Raw genomic sequence first — 14,115 nt, 5'->3', positions numbered from 1 at the left:
TTGATATCGGACATGCTGAGCATCTTCCTTTCCTCCCTTATCTATTGGTTGTGCTTTAGATAAAGGATAATTTTGATTGGTTGGTGTTTCAACGTGTCCTTTCCATTTATAGGGAATTCCTTTTCCAATTTCAGGGATTTTTATTTCCAATTACTAGTATTATTAGTTTACAACATACATGCTGCTGAGTCTCCTCTGTTGAAAGAACCTCGAGCTTCGGAACAGAGCGTAGAATCTGTTCTATTCCGAAATAGTAATCCGGATCACCGTGGATAGCAAATGCACCTTTCAGATTCAGTTTTTCGGTGTTTAAAAAATCAACAAGCTCATTTGCCGTAGCTCTGGTAAAACCTGTATTGATGAGATAAGCGTCAGCTTCTTTCAGAAGGATGACTGCGGTTACATTGAAACTGTTGTCATCTGTGCCGAACACATGAATCTTAAAATTCTCTGTGGATAATGTTTTTCTCATTGATTTGTTCCTTTCTCCTGTCATCAGACATCAGTCCATGATTTTCAGTGTGCCTTTGTGAAGAAGTTCAGCCCTTTTACCGCGCGCATTCTCATCCGGCCAGGTCATAAAGGCATAAACCCTGCCATTTGCAAAATCTGCAATCTGGGATACTACAAGACCGGACGCCTCAATCCAGTTGACCATGTATTTTCCATCGCCGCATAAGAAGTATACGGCTCGTCCTCATGTGCCGGAGCGCCCTCGGCGGTCTTTGAGAGTGCGTCCCAATGCAGTTTATTCTCACTGAGATAGGTAATTACAAAGTGGTAGCCTGTCTCATAATCTACATCGACCTTTTTCCCCTTAGTAAATTCATAAATAGACATCTTTGTTTTCTCCTTTGTTGATGTTAAAAAGCTGAAATACTATTAAAAGTAAAACAAGTATTGATTTAATACTACACTTACTATATAGCATTTACAGAAATTAAAAAGTACGATTTTTTTGGTGACCAAGTCACCTGAAAATTACCGCCTGGGGAAAAATCGGTCTCTGATATTTGAAAAAGTTCGGTCGGTGTAATTTTTAATGCGGGGAAACACAGGCAGGTGTATAATGGTTGCAGGATCGATCTTTCCTGCAGCCATTTTCTGATGAGCTGACCCGGAAGGATGACAGAACAAGAAAAGGCGTAAGTTTCAATAAAAAAAGGAGGCGCGCAGTGGGAAAACATTTATCAGAAAGCATCCGTGTTCCAATTGAGGCAGACAATCCTGCCATCCGCCGCATAGAAAATATCTGTATTAAGTGTGGTCAGTGCAGAGACATCTGCCGGGATTATATCAGCGTGCTCGGCTATTATGACCTGTCAAAGACCAACGACACTGCCGTCTGTATCCATTGCGGCCAGTGCGCGAATGTCTGTCCGGTCAGCTCGATAACAGAGACACCGGAGATGGACGCCGTAATAGCCGCAGCAAAGGATCCGGATAAGGTTCTTATCGTCAGTACATCACCATCCGTCAGGGTTTCCCTGGGCGAAGCTTTCGGAATGCAAAGAGGAAGCTTTGTCGAAGGAAAGATGATAGCACTCCTCCGGAAACTGGGCGCAGATTATGTGCTCGACACAAATTTCGCGGCAGATATGACGATTATGGAGGAGGCCAGCGAACTTGTGGAGAGGCTTACAACGCACAATAAGCCACTTCCTCAGTTCACATCCTGCTGTCCGGCCTGGGTGAAGTTTGCCGAGATCTATTACCCCGAGCTTTTGCCGAATATTTCGTCCGCAAAGAGCCCTATAGGGATGCAGGGTCCTACGATCAAGACCTATTTTGCAAAGAAAATGGGGATAGATCCAAAGAAAATTGTAAATGTGGCGCTGACGCCCTGTACCGCTAAAAAATTCGAGATCCGCCGCGGAGAAATGAATGCTTCCGCCAGGTATCTGAATCTTCCCGGTCTCAGAGATATGGATCATGTCATCACAACGCGTGAGCTCGCAGACTGGGCGAAAAAGGCTGACATTGATTTTTCAACGCTGGAGGATTCAAAATTCGACAAGCTGATGGGAGAGGCCTCCGGCGCAGGCGTAATCTTCGGCAACACAGGCGGCGTCATGGAGGCTGCCGTCCGCACTGCCTACGAATTTGTCACACATGAACCTGCTCCAAAGGAACTGTACACACTCGAGCCCGTCCGCGGCATGCAGGAAATCCGTGAAGCGGCCGTAGAAATCGGAACACTGCGCCTTCAGCTGGCCGTGATCTATGGCACATCGAATGTCCGCAGATTCCTTTCCATGGCAAAGGAATCCGGAAAACATTATGATTTTATTGAGGTCATGACCTGTCCGGGAGGATGCATTGGCGGCGGAGGACAGCCGAAAGCCGATGTGGAAGAGCGCAGAACTATGGTGGATTCCCGTATTGAAAGTCTTTACAAGCGGGATGCGCAGATGAAGTTGCGAAAGAGTCATGAGAATCCAGAGCTGAAGCAGCTGTACGAAGAGTTTTACAGAAAGCCTCTCTCGCCGATCGCTGAAGAAATGCTCCATACATCCTACACGGACAGGAGTGGGCTGCTCGGTGAAGATGCCGGAAAATATAAGACACTACTGACATTTGACGTAGATGGAGCAGAAGCGAAAAACGGTGCAGCAGCCTTTTTCGGAGAAGAAACAGGCAAAAATGCAAGGTCAGAAGGCACCGGCGATTATGAGGAAGTGACAACGCCCGGATCTGCAACACGAAAATGGAAATGTCGTGTCTGCGGTTATATCTATGAAGGAGATAATCCGCCGGCTGAGTGTCCGATTTGTCATAAGGACAGCTCCTACTTCGATCCTGTTAAGAAGTGGAAGTGCCGCATTTGTGGTTATATCTGCGAGGACGTCAATCCACCGGCTGAGTGTCCGATCTGTCACAAGGACAGCTCCTACTTCGATGAGATCGAATGACACCGTGACCGGCGCGCAGTCACCAGCGCGCCGGTCACAATGTGCTGAATCAACAATGAGGATGACAAAAGAAATGGTCCAGGCAGATTTGGATGCCCTGCCGGAATCTTACAGAACAAAAGATGTGGATGCCCTGATCATGCGATATGTAAAGAATAACGCCGATGTATCTGCCCTGCGTGGGTATGTGCTGACCGAGCAGCAGTTTCATCGCATCTATTTCTATGTGACACTGGATCAGATCGGAAGCGTGAATGATCGGATGTCATTTATCAATCACAACCTGTTGTTTGATGACTAGTGGCATACTGACGAACTGATTAAATATGTTGCGGACCTGGATTTTAAAACAGCCCTATCCTATGCGGGAAAATATGTGCTTTCAGACCATCCGTTTATCCGCAGATGGGGATATGCCATGTACATGGGAGGACAGACAATGAAAATTGAACATATCGCCATGTATGTCAATGATCTGGAAAAGGCGAGATCCTTCTTTATGCAGTATCTGGGTGCCAGATCAAACGAAGGATATCATAATCCAAAGACAGATTTCCGGTCATATTTTCTTAGTTTTGATGACGGTGCCCGCCTCGAGATCATGAATAAGCCGGGAATGAAAGATGAAGAAAAAGCGCAGGCGCGCACCGGATACATTCATTCGCTCTGAGATGTCCAGAGAGCTGTTTCCTTTATATTTGTAGTTCTGAACGATCAGAACCGCAGATCAGAAACGGATAACTTCCGGCTCTGCTGTAAAGCTGCAGATCTCCGCTGTCGCATTCTTCAGGTAGAAGACAGCCGTATTACCGTCACCTGCGGCATACATAGACTTCAGGCTGGGATTGGCATCCAGCATAGACTGCTGTGCCTCTATCCGCTCGTCGTGTACTGCCTCTGCGTTCAGGCGGATCCACTTGCCGTCGGCCATCCCACTGATCGCAATCTGCGGATGAGCCAGCATCTGCTTTGCCACCTTCTTCTTCAGACCTGTCTGGATGTACAGTTTTCCTTCAAAAATATTCTGTGCGCCGAACGGGCGAACCTGCGGATTACCTTCCTCATCGACCGTTGCAAGATACCAAACGCCGGCCTTTTTTAAAAACTCAAGTACTTTCTCCATTTCTGCCTCCTTCATGCATTAGCATTTGTCTCAAATATTGTCTCAAATAAATAACCTGTCATTGCCATAGATCCCAGATTGCAGATATTGTTGAAGACCTTTACCTGATTTCCCTCCGTCGCGCCAAGGCAGTAGAGGAGGGGAAGAAAATGATCCGGTGTCGGCACAGCATAGGACGCATCCTGCAGCTGATCATAACGAATCACAATGTCCTTTTTCGCTGATAGAACTGCATCCGTGATTTCCTTATTAAAGCGCAGTGTCATCGGTGTGCCGCCGTCATTGTCCCATTCCACACGCATCAGGTTATGCACGACATTTCCACTGCCGAAGATCAGGTATCCCTCATCCCTCAGCGCTGTGAGTTTTTTGCCGATCGCATAGCTCTGTGCAGCGGAGAGCCTTCCGTTTACGGAGAGCTGAACCACAGGGATATCGGCCTTTGGAAACATATGTACCAGAACCGTCCATGTGCCGTGCCCGGAGAAAACTACCGGCATTCTTGTACTCATGATGTTTCCCTTCCTGCCATCTAATTTTTTGAAAAAATATCAGATGCGCTTTAAATCGTTGACATAGTCAATTAATTGAAGTAACTTAAGAATATCACATAGAGTGCAATCGTCAATCAGGATTTTTTACAGGACTAAGTCATTTTCAAGTGACTGGATACTGAAAATACAAGCAAGTTAATGAATAACCGCGTAAAGGCCGTGCAGAGTGTTCTCCCAAGTATGCCTTAATCTATCATTATTCCGACAGTGAAGGAGATATGCAGAAATGGAAATAGAACAAATAGAAGAGACGACAAAAAAGCAGGGAAAGGAATTGTTCGGCATCTGTCCTTATGTCACCACGCAGACAGTGCTGCAGGGGAAATGGGCAATTCTAATCCTTTATCAGTTGGAAAATGGTCCAGTGCGCTTCAATGAATTGCTCCGTAGAATTGATATCGCCCAGGGAACACTTTCCAACCAGCTCAAATACCTGGAAAAAGAAGGGATGATCCGCCGCAATGTGTACACGGAAGGCGTACTGCGCGTGGAATATGAGCTGACACCGATCGGAGAGAAATTCAGAACAGTATTGCAGTCGATCGAAAAATGGGGGAATGAATATATCACTTATCTGAAAGCAAAAAATGCATCAACAGATAATGAATAAAGAGTTATGGAGAATAAAAATGTTCATTCTCGATTACATATTCTGATTCTTTGCTGAATGCAGTATATCCGGCTCTTCAAGATTGATCATGCATTCAAGGATTATTCTCAATATTATTTTATCAAGGGAGCCTTAAACACAACTATGGGTAAATTTTACTTCGTCCGGCACGGCCAGACAGTATGGAACGTTGAAAATAAGATCTGCGGCGCAACAGACAGTCCCCTGACAGAGCTGGGGCATGAGCAGGCCAGAGAGACAGGAAGAATCCTGAAGCTGAAGATGGATGCCGGAGAAATCACCATCGATGAAATCCTGACATCACCGCTCAGCCGTGCCTATGATACGGCAAAGGAAATTTCTGTGATGACCGGTGTGCCGATGCGGATCGAGCAAAGGCTCATTGAACAGAATTTCGGCAAATGGGAGGGAACCGCCCGAGACGGAAAAGAGTTTGCCAGAGCAAAGCAGAACTTCTGTGACAGCTTTGACGGCGGCGAATCCATGATGCGAATGTCACAGCGCATCTACAATCTGATCGATGATCTGAAAAGGGATCCGGAGAAGACATATCTGCTCGTTGCACACAACGGCATTTCCAGAATTATCGAGTCATATTTTCATGACATGACGAACGAGGAGTTCGCTTCATTCGGTATCCGCAATGCACAAGTGCGGGAATATGATTTCTGATGCCTTTATCCGTTCAGTTGTCTCGAAAATCAGCAGATTGCAGATAAGTTGTGCAGAATTGAAATTGTATGTGCACAGTGGATTTCAGAGGTATGCAATGATTATCAACACAGGAAGCCGAACGGACATCCCAGCCTTCTTTTCGGACTGGTTCTATAACCGCATTCGCGAGAGATATGCCCTTGTCAGGAACCCATATAATCCGGTCTCCGTGACAAAATACAGGTTGGACCCGTCAGTTGTGGATGTCATCTCTTTTTGCACAAAAAATCCAATTCCTATGCTGAACAGGATCCATGAACTGGACGCATTCCGCACTTTCTTCATGGTGACCATCACTCCTTACGGGACGGAGATAGAGCCGCATGTTCCGGAAAAGAAGAAGGTTATGAAGGCCTTTGCTGCTCTTTCCCGTTACGCCGGCCGAAGGAGTGTCATCTGGAGGTACGATCCGGTCTTTATTTTCGGAAAATATACGGTTGATTTCCACAAACGGACATTCGCTGAGATGGCTGGGAAATTAAAGCCCTATACCGATCAGTGTGTAGTGAGCTTCCTTGATCTGTATGAAAAGACAAAGCGCAATTTTCCAGAGGCATCGGCAGTTCTGATGTCCGTACAGAATGAGCTGATCGATTCTTTCAATATGACCGCTGAAAGGCTGGGTATGCAGATTCACCTGTGTCTGGAAGACAGATCCCTTGTCAGAAGCCATGTGGATGCAGAAGGGTGTTTTTCTAAGAAGGTCATTGAAAATGCCATAGGAAAGAGACTTCTCGTGCCAACCCATTCCCCTGCACGGCAGGGGTGTTCCTGTCTCCTTGGCGCTGATATTGGCGAGTACAACACCTGCGGACACGGCTGCCTTTATTGCTATGCCAACTACGACCAATCCGCTGTTCTCCATAATATGAGTCAGCATGATCCTTCGTCTCCGCTGTTAATCGGACATCTCACAGAGCATGATATTGTACACACTGCCAAACAGGCGTCCTGGATTGACAGACAGATGAGCATCTTTGACCTTCTCTAGAGCTCCCTCTACACAGCAAAATGATCGTAGATGTAGAACATTAAACATTGATCCTGTGGAATCACGATTGGAAAAGTCGCGGGTAGAAAGATTCTTATACCGGCTCTACGTGGCCCGAAGAGGTACTCATTTTTCAGAATCAATCTGAGAAGGGGTGCCTCTTTTTATATGCGCGCCGGCTTCTAGGTATGCGTGATGGGAGGAAAAGAATATGAGCAAAGTAATCGCAGTAGCAAATACAGTGCTAGTGATGACAGAAAAAGCCGCCTGTTTCAGCAGGCGGCTTGACTGTAATTATGTCAGCAGGTTGTCAAGATCACGCTTGGCGTACAGAGCACGGCGAATTTCCATTGTGTCGCCAATGACAACATAGAATATTGAAAAGTTTCTTACATTGATTCGGTAGTAAGGATGAGGCCTGGTTTTCGATGACGGATAGGGTGCGAAAGCAAGCGGAGTCTCAAGCCGTTTATTGATCGCAATCTCAATATCATCAATCAGACGGAGAGCAGCATCAGGATTATGCAGATGGTTCGCAATATAATCTGTGATCTCATCCAGGTCTTCCTCAAAGAGGGGAAGGAAAGACAGATTATACTTTTGCGTGCTCATTGATTCTTCTCCTTGCTCTGCCGAAAACATCTGAAGCAGAATACCGAACGGTAGTTTGTTCGGCAGCGGCATCAGCCTCATCCAGTTTCTGCTCGATGTTATCTGTGAGTTCGGAGTATTGTTCAATGCTCATGAGCACCATCGTTCCATAACCATTCTTTGTAAGAAACACAGGCGCGTTGGAATTAGTAACTGTTTCCTCAATCTCTGGAAACTTATTTCTGAGATCTGAGACAGGACGAATGTTGATCATAGTGGCACCTCCTTTATAACACTACATTATCATTATTTTATCAGAATCACAATAAAAAACTAAAAGCCAATGGGGCAGATGTCAGAGAAAAAATTCATTCTCTGGCATCTGCATTTTTTAAGGAGAATCTGATGGCAAGAAAATCAAGGTACATGGGGTATAAGAACGCAGCGAGAACTATGAGAAATGCACCAGAAGTACCGAAGCGGGGAACCGCGCACGAATCAATCCGCCAGCGGCTCCGGTACTGGTTCGGAGAACAGCGGAAATCAGACGGGAAGCGATACGGAGAATTCTGGGAAACCGGATTCAGGAGAGAATACAGCGTCACCGGAGTCAACTGCGAATCTCGTTGATGAGACGAAAACGAAGCTGACGGAGATGAATTCTCTCGGCTGGTGGCTTCCGATCGTCTATGAGGAGGGCTATACCACAGAAAATACGGTCGTCACGGTCGACGGCGTAGACGTGACCAGTGCACTGACGAAAGTGACGGATGATGGAAGCATTGGCAAACTCGCACTGCAGCGCACGCCGGGGACGATCCGCATCCGCAGTACAGAAGATGCCGATAAGTACGAGACGATCGCTCTGAGTGAAGCGACGACGGAAACGGAAAATACGGACGCGAATGATAAGACCGAGGACGGCGCATGCAAGCTACGCACCGGACGCCATCATGAAGGAAGATGAGAGCGGTACGGTGTCTATTATGTTTAATTACAACACGGAGGACGAGAAGACCTGGTTTGATGGCATCGAGAAGCTCGCGCTGGTGTCCTATGACGAGCAGAAGAGGACGCTCAATGCGGATCTTCAGTTCGACATGAAGAAGAACGTTCTGCATGGCAAGGGCCATGTCGGTGAGCTGGAGATTCCGATGGGACAGACGAATTTTCGGAACAATGGTCGCTATTATGTACGCGTGACGTCGAGTGCAGGCGAGACCACGCTGGTTCCGATCCATGTGGTCAATGAGAAAAGCCGAAGCTCACACTGAAGGAGACCGCGCAGTCCGGAAAGAATCTGCATTTTGCGGTCAGTGATCTCGTATATGGCATCACTTCGCCAGTGGAGCTAGTCAACCTGAAGACGCCGAATGGCGACATCGAGGAGCTTCAGAAATTTGATGACTGGTATCTGCTGAGTCAGGATCTGTTTGTACTTTACAACGATAAGACAGATCATCTTGCGACGAAGGGAAAGTATACACTGACGATTTATGCAAACGGATTCCAGACCTTCTCGAAGAGCTTCGGTGTGACAAGCGGAGAGGCGTCCGGGGAGAATGCGAAGTCGGCATGAAAGAGCAGAAGTACCTCGATTCGATGACCCTTCGTTCGCTGGAGGATGAAGATGCGGAGCTCAGATATGTGTATGAGAAGGGTGTTTCCAGCCGCGATGATGTGTACTATGAGGTTTCAGGAGACGGAAAGTCAGTGACACTTCATCAGGTACAGCCGGGCGAGTATGAGCTTACGCTCTATGCGAAGTACTATGAGAATACAGCAGTGAGCTGTGAATTTAAGGTTGAAAAGGAAGCGGAAGAAGAGACACCGGATGAGACGAGTATCGATATCCGCGTTCGGGCTATACGAAAGGAAAACGGATTTTTTACCAGTGGATATGTCATTCAGTTCAGCTACGACGATGGAAGCGGCATCACTGGATCCGATCTCGAAAAAGCACTGGAAACGTATGTAAAGAGTATTGATTGCGTTACGGTCGGCACGACCGAGTATTCGGCAGCTTCATCCAGCTTCAGCTTCGGAGACGATACGTTCTTACCATTTACCTATGACAGTACCTATGGAAGCCAGAAGGACAGCCTTCTTCTTTCGTTCAGCGGCTTTGATAAGAATGGTGATACCAGCGTCGCCATCAGCGCAGGAGAGAGTTATCCGGAAATTGAATTTGTAATCGATCAGAACGGAAAGCTGAAACAGGCGGCGACGTCTGAAAACACCGGTTCTGAGGAAGTGAAGGCATCGGATGAAGAAGCTGTTTCTGAAGGAGATGTACTTGCGGCCGATGACACGGTAATCTCCGGAAAAGCAGATACAGAGGTGAATACAGCGGCAAAGACAGAGGTAAATGCAGAGGCTGAGAAAAGAGAGACAGGTACTGCGATGAAGACCGAAACCTCAGATGACGCAAATGACGCAGAGGACGAGGGGCAGGAGGAAGATGAAAAGAAAGCGCCTTCAGATGATGCTGAGCAGAAAGATGAAATGATTGCGTCTTCAGCTAAGACGGAGCAGAAGGATGCGAATCCAGAAAACTGAATAAGAATCAGAACCAACACCATCTGGCCTCCCGGAGAAATCCGGGAGGTTTTTATGTAAATTCCTTACCATCGACAGCATCATTTCGTCGTGCCTCTCCGGATGAGAATCGGCGTGATCTGCTTGTGCACCGGCTCAGTCAGAAGCTCAGGCTTCCGCTTTTTTCGCTCCTCCATCTGCTGAACGAGGAGCTCCATGGCCATATGCGAAATCTCTTCGATCTGCTGGCCCACGGTCGAGATCGGGATGATCGACTCGCTGGCGATCGGAGAGTCATCGAAACCGACGAGCTCGTAGCTGTCCGGTAGACAGCCATATTTCTGGATGATGATGTTCAGAAACATATTGGCGTAGGTATCATTTGACAGGAAGATGCCTTTCTTCTGATTCGAATACACCGGTTTCAGAGGTTCAGTTTCCTCTTAAGGAAACGAAGGAGCTTTCATTCATTACGGCTGCACCGGCGACCTCTACGCAGAATCCGAATGAGCGTGTGATTTTCCAGCGTCTCGAAGAAAAGACGAATGTCCATATCAAGTGGACCTGTTTCGTACAGGACCAGTTCTCGGATAAGAAGAACCTGGCACTCGTACAGTTCGGAAATCTCCCGGATGGACTGTTTAACGCGCAGATGAGCGATTATGATCTGCTTCGTTATGCGAAGCAGGGCATCATCATCCCGCTGGAAAATCTGATCGACAAGTACATGCCGAATCTTCAGGCGGTTTTCGAGGCTTATCCGGAGTACCGGACGATGTGTACCGCCCCGGATGAGGCGTATGATCGCCTCGGATGCTTCTCCGGTAGTGCCATCGAGGCAGATGGAAAGCATGTGCTGGTGTATACCGGTGTAACGAGAATTCATCTTTCGGATGGAAGTGAGCAGGAGCGTCAGAACCAGTGCATCGCCTTCGGTGATGGCGTGGACTATGTGAAGTATGAAGGAAACCCGGTCGTAAAGGGAGAGATGCTTCCAGAGGACTGCAGCCGGATCGATTTCCGTGATCCGAAGATCTGGAAAGAAGGAGATCGCTACTATCTGATCGTGGGAAATAAAAACCAGCATCAGATCGGTCAGGTCGTCCTCTTCTCCAGCGAGAATCTGACGGACTGGAAGTTTGAAACGATTCTGGCATCGAACGAAACAGGAAATGTCGGTACGATGTGGGAATGTCCGGATTTCTTCGCACTCGGTGATAAACGCGTGCTGATCTGTTCTCCGCAGGATATGAAGGCGCAGAAGTATGAATTCCATAACGGTCATAATTCTGTATACTTCCTCGGTGATTATGATACAGAAACACATACGTTCGTAAAAGAGGAGGCACGTCCACTGGATTACGGTATGGATTTCTATGCCCCACAGACGACAGAGCTTCCGGATGGTCGTCGTATTATGATTGCATGGATGAAATCCAGTGGCTGAGTGGAGAGCAGGACTTCGATGCAGGTGTTCGCTGGATTCGAGCGCGTTTTTCGATTCCACTGATTCTGGTTTCGATGGGAAGAGATGGAAGCCGTGCGTACTATCAGGATAAAATCGTAGAGGTGAAGCCTTTCCTTCAGCCGACGACGATCGAAACCACCGGTGCCGGTGACACCTTCTGTGCCTGTGTACTGCACTATATCCTGTTGCATGGATTACAGGAGTTAACAGAAACGGATCTCTGGGTGATGCTTCGTTACGCAAATGCGGCAGCATCCATCATCACGACACGAAAGGGCGCACTTCGTGTGATGCCGAAGCCAGAGGAAATCAAGCAGCTTCTGGATAATGCAGCGCTTTAATCACATACCATAAAACATCTGGCCATGCCGTAGTGATGCTACGGCATGGCTTTTCTGATGGAAGCAGGCATATGAAGCGGTGCTTTTTATGTACCGAAAAATAAACGGAAATCCTCTTCACAAAGATTTGAAAAACTGATATAAACAGGAATGTTTGCGTTCATTTCGGGTTATAGCTGAGAGGAATTCATGATGAAAAAGGCAATCAATATGACGGAGGGGCCACTGGCGAAGCAGATTCTCTTCGTGAGTCTGCCACTCGTGATGTCGAACCTGCTTCAGGTGCTGTTTAATATATCGGATGTTGCGATCGTCGGACGCTTCGCGGGCTCGACTGCACTCGGATCGGTAGGCTCGACGAGCATCTTCGTTACACTGTTTACAGGATTTCTGATCGGTCTCGGTGGTGGCATCAATGTGCTGGTTGCGCGCTATTACGGTGCCGGTCGTGCGAAAGACGTGAAAAAGACGGTCGGGTCGTCACTGATCATCAGCCTGATCGCCGGTGTGATCCTCCTGCTAGTCGGACTCTTCGGGTCGCCTGCATTGCTCAAAACCATCAACACGAAGCCGGATCTGCTGCCGGGTGCGGTCATGTACCTCCGGGTCTACTTCCTGGGTATGCCGGCGCTTGCACTGTACAATTACGGTAATGCGGTCTTCAGTGCGATCGGTGATACGAAGAAGCCGCTGATCTTCCTCGCGATCGCGGGCGTGCTGAATGTGATTCTGAATCTGTTCTTCGTCATCGTGTGTCATCTGAGCGTGGTCGGTGTCGCACTTGCGAGTGCGATTTCACAGTGTGTTTCCGCGGGACTGATCCTTCATGCCCTGACGAAGGTGCAGGACAGCTATGCGCTCCACCTGCGGGAGGTGAAGTTCGATCGGACGATCGGGCAGCGTGTGCTGATGCTCGGTGTGCCGGCGGGGCTTCAGAACGCCGTGTTCGCCTTCGCAAATCTGTTCATCCAGGCCGGCGTCAACTCCTTCGATTCGCTGATGGTAAAGGGGAACTCTGCGGCGGCCAATGCAGACAACCTGATCTATGATGCCATGGCCGCCTTCTATATGGTCTGCGCAAGCTTTATGAGCCAGAACTACGGTGCAGGCAAGGTCGATCGCGTGAAAAAGAGCTTCTACATCAGCCTGGCGTATTCCTTCGCCATCGGCCTCGTGCTCGGTGGCAGCCTGCTGCTGTTCGGACGCGAGTTCCTCGCACTGTTTACGACAGAGCCGGCCGTCATCGATGCCGGTATGTACCGAATCGGTGTCATGGGACTCGCCTACTGCATTTCGGCCTTTATGGACTGCACCATCGCCGCCTGCCGCGGCCTCGGTGAGACGGTCGTGCCGACCATCCTCGTCGTGCTCGGCTCCTGTGTGTTCCGTGTGATCTGGGTATATACGATCTTTGCCTACTTCCATACGATCCCGTCCCTGTACCTCCTGTATCCATTCTCCTGGGGACTGACGGCCATCGCAGAAATCATCTATTTCGTCCGAATCTATAAAAAAGCGATGCGGGTCTATCAGCATTAATAGAGAATTGACGAGAGTCGTCCGGACCGTCCCGGGCGGCTCTGTTTCTGTCTTAAGAATTTCGTAATGGGGTCTGACCCCATAAACTTCAGTTTAGAATCTGTTTAGAAAAATTTAATGGGGTCAGACCCCCCCCACATTAAATTTCGAGGGGGGGCAAGAATTAAATATTCATCTGGAAATGACATTCTTAAGAGTTATGCCGATGAAAACCGGGTGGAATGAGAAAAGGCGCTTTGGAAAAGTGACGAAATTACGTAAGTGTAAGCGCTTTATGTGACAAATCTGTCATAAACATCGGCAAAATGATGGACAAATTCTAAAGAAATTGTTAAAATACTATAAAGTTAAGAATTTCACAATTCATAATAATTTAAAAATACACAAAATTCGTGATGTTAAAGCCTGCTTGATCGAGGCTTTTTTTGAGCAGTAAGAAAGGATGCGATACAAATGAAGGAATTTTCTTATGTGATTAAGGATGAGATCGGACTGCATGCGAGACCAGCCGGATTACTGGTGAAGGAAGTGAAAAAGTTCGAGAGTGCGGTGACGCTTTCCTGCAAGGGAAAGACCGCAGCTGCCGGAAAGCTGATCGCCATCATGAGCATGGGCGTCAAGCAGGGTGATGAGGTGACCGTGCAGGTCGAGGGTCCGGATGAGGATGCTGCGTTCGAAGCGATGGAAAAGTTTTTCCAGAATAATCTGTAATT

The 14,115-nt window shown here is 47.8% G+C and carries 18 protein-coding genes and 4 pseudogenes; 14 read left to right on the top strand and 8 right to left on the bottom strand.

Annotation, left to right across the window (positions count from 1 at the left end):
- Positions 1–130: 130 nt before the first annotated feature.
- The 3 genes from ACTNC3_RS02685 to ACTNC3_RS02675 are packed head-to-tail and all read right to left on the bottom strand — an operon-like array spanning position 131 to position 840.
- Positions 131–472 (bottom strand): hypothetical protein, encoded by a 342-nt coding sequence (locus ACTNC3_RS02685; RefSeq protein ID WP_441226372.1) that lies wholly within the window; start codon positions 470–472, stop codon positions 131–133.
- Between the two features lie 30 nt (positions 473–502).
- Entirely contained in the window at positions 503–658 is a 156-nt protein-coding gene (locus ACTNC3_RS02680; protein WP_441226371.1) for a MoaF-related domain-containing protein, read from the bottom strand.
- Positions 625–840 carry a hypothetical protein gene (locus ACTNC3_RS02675; RefSeq protein WP_441226379.1) on the bottom strand — a complete coding sequence of 72 codons (216 nt, stop codon included), beginning with the start codon at positions 838–840 and terminating at the stop codon, positions 625–627. The genes ACTNC3_RS02680 and ACTNC3_RS02675 overlap by 34 nt, the downstream gene beginning before the upstream one ends.
- Before the next feature lie 335 nt (positions 841–1,175).
- Between ACTNC3_RS02675 and ACTNC3_RS02670 the strand changes: the two genes are divergently transcribed.
- From ACTNC3_RS02670 to ACTNC3_RS02660, 3 genes and pseudogenes are all read left to right on the top strand, one after another.
- Entirely contained in the window at positions 1,176–2,912 is a 1,737-nt protein-coding gene (locus ACTNC3_RS02670; protein ID WP_441226370.1) for a [FeFe] hydrogenase, group A, read from the top strand.
- Between the two features lie 73 nt (positions 2,913–2,985).
- On the top strand, positions 2,986–3,213 hold the full coding sequence (locus ACTNC3_RS02665; protein WP_410043421.1) for a hypothetical protein: 228 nt from the start codon (positions 2,986–2,988) through the stop codon (positions 3,211–3,213).
- Positions 3,214–3,351: 138 nt separating this feature from the next.
- Positions 3,352–3,573, top strand: a pseudogene (locus ACTNC3_RS02660) (VOC family protein); the annotation flags it as partial.
- A gap of 66 nt (positions 3,574–3,639) precedes the next feature.
- Here ACTNC3_RS02660 and ACTNC3_RS02655 read toward each other — a convergent pair.
- Both ACTNC3_RS02655 and ACTNC3_RS02650 read right to left on the bottom strand, forming a co-directional pair.
- The gene (locus ACTNC3_RS02655) at positions 3,640–4,035 is read right to left on the bottom strand and encodes a pyridoxamine 5'-phosphate oxidase family protein (RefSeq protein WP_154522770.1); all 396 of its coding nucleotides are present in this window, start codon (positions 4,033–4,035) and stop codon (positions 3,640–3,642) included.
- An 11-nt stretch (positions 4,036–4,046) separates the two neighbouring features.
- Positions 4,047–4,547: a DODA-type extradiol aromatic ring-opening family dioxygenase gene (locus tag ACTNC3_RS02650; protein ID WP_441226369.1), complete on the bottom strand. Its 501-nt coding sequence runs from the start codon at positions 4,545–4,547 to the stop codon at positions 4,047–4,049.
- A 268-nt stretch (positions 4,548–4,815) separates the two neighbouring features.
- Here ACTNC3_RS02650 and ACTNC3_RS02645 point away from each other — a divergent pair, with 268 nt between their 5' ends.
- From ACTNC3_RS02645 to ACTNC3_RS02635, 3 genes are all read left to right on the top strand, one after another.
- The gene (locus ACTNC3_RS02645) at positions 4,816–5,199 is read left to right on the top strand and encodes a winged helix-turn-helix transcriptional regulator (RefSeq protein ID WP_410043424.1); all 384 of its coding nucleotides are present in this window, start codon (positions 4,816–4,818) and stop codon (positions 5,197–5,199) included.
- Positions 5,200–5,343: 144 nt separating this feature from the next.
- Positions 5,344–5,892, top strand: coding sequence for a histidine phosphatase family protein (locus ACTNC3_RS02640; protein ID WP_441226368.1), 549 nt, complete (start codon positions 5,344–5,346; stop codon positions 5,890–5,892).
- Between the two features lie 97 nt (positions 5,893–5,989).
- Complete coding sequence (locus ACTNC3_RS02635; protein WP_410043425.1) at positions 5,990–6,925, top strand: DUF1848 domain-containing protein; 936 nt, start codon at positions 5,990–5,992, stop codon at positions 6,923–6,925.
- Positions 6,926–7,219: 294 nt separating this feature from the next.
- Here ACTNC3_RS02635 and ACTNC3_RS02630 read toward each other — a convergent pair whose 3' ends face one another.
- The gene (locus ACTNC3_RS02630; protein WP_410043426.1) at positions 7,220–7,537 is read right to left on the bottom strand and encodes a type II toxin-antitoxin system RelE/ParE family toxin; all 318 of its coding nucleotides are present in this window, start codon (positions 7,535–7,537) and stop codon (positions 7,220–7,222) included.
- Positions 7,518–7,790: a type II toxin-antitoxin system Phd/YefM family antitoxin gene (locus ACTNC3_RS02625; RefSeq protein ID WP_410043427.1), complete on the bottom strand. Its 273-nt coding sequence runs from the start codon at positions 7,788–7,790 to the stop codon at positions 7,518–7,520. The genes ACTNC3_RS02630 and ACTNC3_RS02625 overlap by 20 nt, the downstream gene beginning before the upstream one ends.
- 186 nt (positions 7,791–7,976) lie before the next feature.
- Here ACTNC3_RS02625 and ACTNC3_RS02620 point away from each other — a divergent pair, with 186 nt between their 5' ends.
- The 4 genes from ACTNC3_RS02620 (at position 7,977) to ACTNC3_RS02605 (ending at position 10,075) form a co-directional block, all read left to right on the top strand.
- Complete coding sequence (locus ACTNC3_RS02620) at positions 7,977–8,483, top strand: hypothetical protein (protein WP_410043428.1); 507 nt, start codon at positions 7,977–7,979, stop codon at positions 8,481–8,483.
- On the top strand, positions 8,470–8,790 hold the full coding sequence (locus ACTNC3_RS02615; protein WP_441226367.1) for a hypothetical protein: 321 nt from the start codon (positions 8,470–8,472) through the stop codon (positions 8,788–8,790). The genes ACTNC3_RS02620 and ACTNC3_RS02615 overlap by 14 nt, the downstream gene beginning before the upstream one ends.
- 71 nt (positions 8,791–8,861) lie before the next feature.
- Positions 8,862–9,095 carry a hypothetical protein gene (locus ACTNC3_RS02610; protein ID WP_441226366.1) on the top strand — a complete coding sequence of 78 codons (234 nt, stop codon included), beginning with the start codon at positions 8,862–8,864 and terminating at the stop codon, positions 9,093–9,095.
- Positions 9,092–10,075: a hypothetical protein gene (locus ACTNC3_RS02605; protein ID WP_441226365.1), complete on the top strand. Its 984-nt coding sequence runs from the start codon at positions 9,092–9,094 to the stop codon at positions 10,073–10,075. The genes ACTNC3_RS02610 and ACTNC3_RS02605 overlap by 4 nt, the downstream gene beginning before the upstream one ends.
- A gap of 80 nt (positions 10,076–10,155) precedes the next feature.
- On the opposite strand, the pseudogene ACTNC3_RS02600 reads toward ACTNC3_RS02605, so the two are convergent.
- Positions 10,156–10,470, bottom strand: a pseudogene (locus ACTNC3_RS02600) (substrate-binding domain-containing protein); the annotation flags it as partial.
- Here ACTNC3_RS02600 and ACTNC3_RS02595 point away from each other — a divergent pair.
- The 4 genes and pseudogenes from ACTNC3_RS02595 to ACTNC3_RS02580 form a co-directional block, all read left to right on the top strand.
- A pseudogene (locus tag ACTNC3_RS02595) lies at positions 10,437–11,492 on the top strand (hypothetical protein); the annotation flags it as partial. The pseudogenes ACTNC3_RS02600 and ACTNC3_RS02595 overlap by 34 nt on opposite strands.
- Positions 11,483–11,863 (top strand): annotated as a pseudogene (locus ACTNC3_RS02590) (carbohydrate kinase family protein); the annotation flags it as partial. The pseudogenes ACTNC3_RS02595 and ACTNC3_RS02590, both read left to right, overlap by 10 nt.
- Before the next feature lie 189 nt (positions 11,864–12,052).
- Positions 12,053–13,402 (top strand): MATE family efflux transporter, encoded by a 1,350-nt coding sequence (locus ACTNC3_RS02585; protein WP_441226364.1) that lies wholly within the window; start codon positions 12,053–12,055, stop codon positions 13,400–13,402.
- A gap of 453 nt (positions 13,403–13,855) precedes the next feature.
- A complete protein-coding gene (locus tag ACTNC3_RS02580) occupies positions 13,856–14,113 on the top strand; it encodes an HPr family phosphocarrier protein (RefSeq protein ID WP_441226363.1) in 258 nt (85 codons plus the stop codon).
- The last annotated feature ends 2 nt before the right edge of the window (positions 14,114–14,115 follow it).

Source organism: Oribacterium sp. HCP3S3_B9 (assembly GCF_052064255.1).
Lineage (GTDB): Bacteria > Bacillota > Clostridia > Lachnospirales > Lachnospiraceae > Oribacterium.
This window is presented reverse-complemented; position numbering and strand designations above follow the sequence as displayed.

Bases quoted from the DNA above. Each gene is read 5' to 3' on its own strand.
- ACTNC3_RS02585 (WP_441226364.1), top strand. From the start codon at position 12,053: ATGATGAAAAAGGCAATCAATATGACGGAGGGGCCACTGGCGAAGCAG.
- ACTNC3_RS02620 (WP_410043428.1), top strand. From the start codon at position 7,977: ATGCACCAGAAGTACCGAAGCGGGGAACCGCGCACGAATCAATCCGCC.
- ACTNC3_RS02650 (WP_441226369.1), bottom strand. From the start codon at position 4,547: ATGAGTACAAGAATGCCGGTAGTTTTCTCCGGGCACGGCACATGGACG.
- ACTNC3_RS02615 (WP_441226367.1), top strand. From the start codon at position 8,470: ATGAAGGAAGATGAGAGCGGTACGGTGTCTATTATGTTTAATTACAAC.
- ACTNC3_RS02635 (WP_410043425.1), top strand. From the start codon at position 5,990: ATGATTATCAACACAGGAAGCCGAACGGACATCCCAGCCTTCTTTTCG.
- ACTNC3_RS02625 (WP_410043427.1), bottom strand. From the start codon at position 7,790: ATGATCAACATTCGTCCTGTCTCAGATCTCAGAAATAAGTTTCCAGAG.
- ACTNC3_RS02605 (WP_441226365.1), top strand. From the start codon at position 9,092: ATGAAAGAGCAGAAGTACCTCGATTCGATGACCCTTCGTTCGCTGGAG.
- ACTNC3_RS02680 (WP_441226371.1), bottom strand. From the start codon at position 658: ATGGTCAACTGGATTGAGGCGTCCGGTCTTGTAGTATCCCAGATTGCA.
- ACTNC3_RS02580 (WP_441226363.1), top strand. From the start codon at position 13,856: ATGAAGGAATTTTCTTATGTGATTAAGGATGAGATCGGACTGCATGCG.
- ACTNC3_RS02685 (WP_441226372.1), bottom strand. From the start codon at position 472: ATGAGAAAAACATTATCCACAGAGAATTTTAAGATTCATGTGTTCGGC.
- ACTNC3_RS02630 (WP_410043426.1), bottom strand. From the start codon at position 7,537: ATGAGCACGCAAAAGTATAATCTGTCTTTCCTTCCCCTCTTTGAGGAA.
- ACTNC3_RS02655 (WP_154522770.1), bottom strand. From the start codon at position 4,035: ATGGAGAAAGTACTTGAGTTTTTAAAAAAGGCCGGCGTTTGGTATCTT.
- ACTNC3_RS02640 (WP_441226368.1), top strand. From the start codon at position 5,344: ATGGGTAAATTTTACTTCGTCCGGCACGGCCAGACAGTATGGAACGTT.
- ACTNC3_RS02675 (WP_441226379.1), bottom strand. From the start codon at position 840: ATGTCTATTTATGAATTTACTAAGGGGAAAAAGGTCGATGTAGATTAT.
- ACTNC3_RS02665 (WP_410043421.1), top strand. From the start codon at position 2,986: ATGGTCCAGGCAGATTTGGATGCCCTGCCGGAATCTTACAGAACAAAA.
- ACTNC3_RS02645 (WP_410043424.1), top strand. From the start codon at position 4,816: ATGGAAATAGAACAAATAGAAGAGACGACAAAAAAGCAGGGAAAGGAA.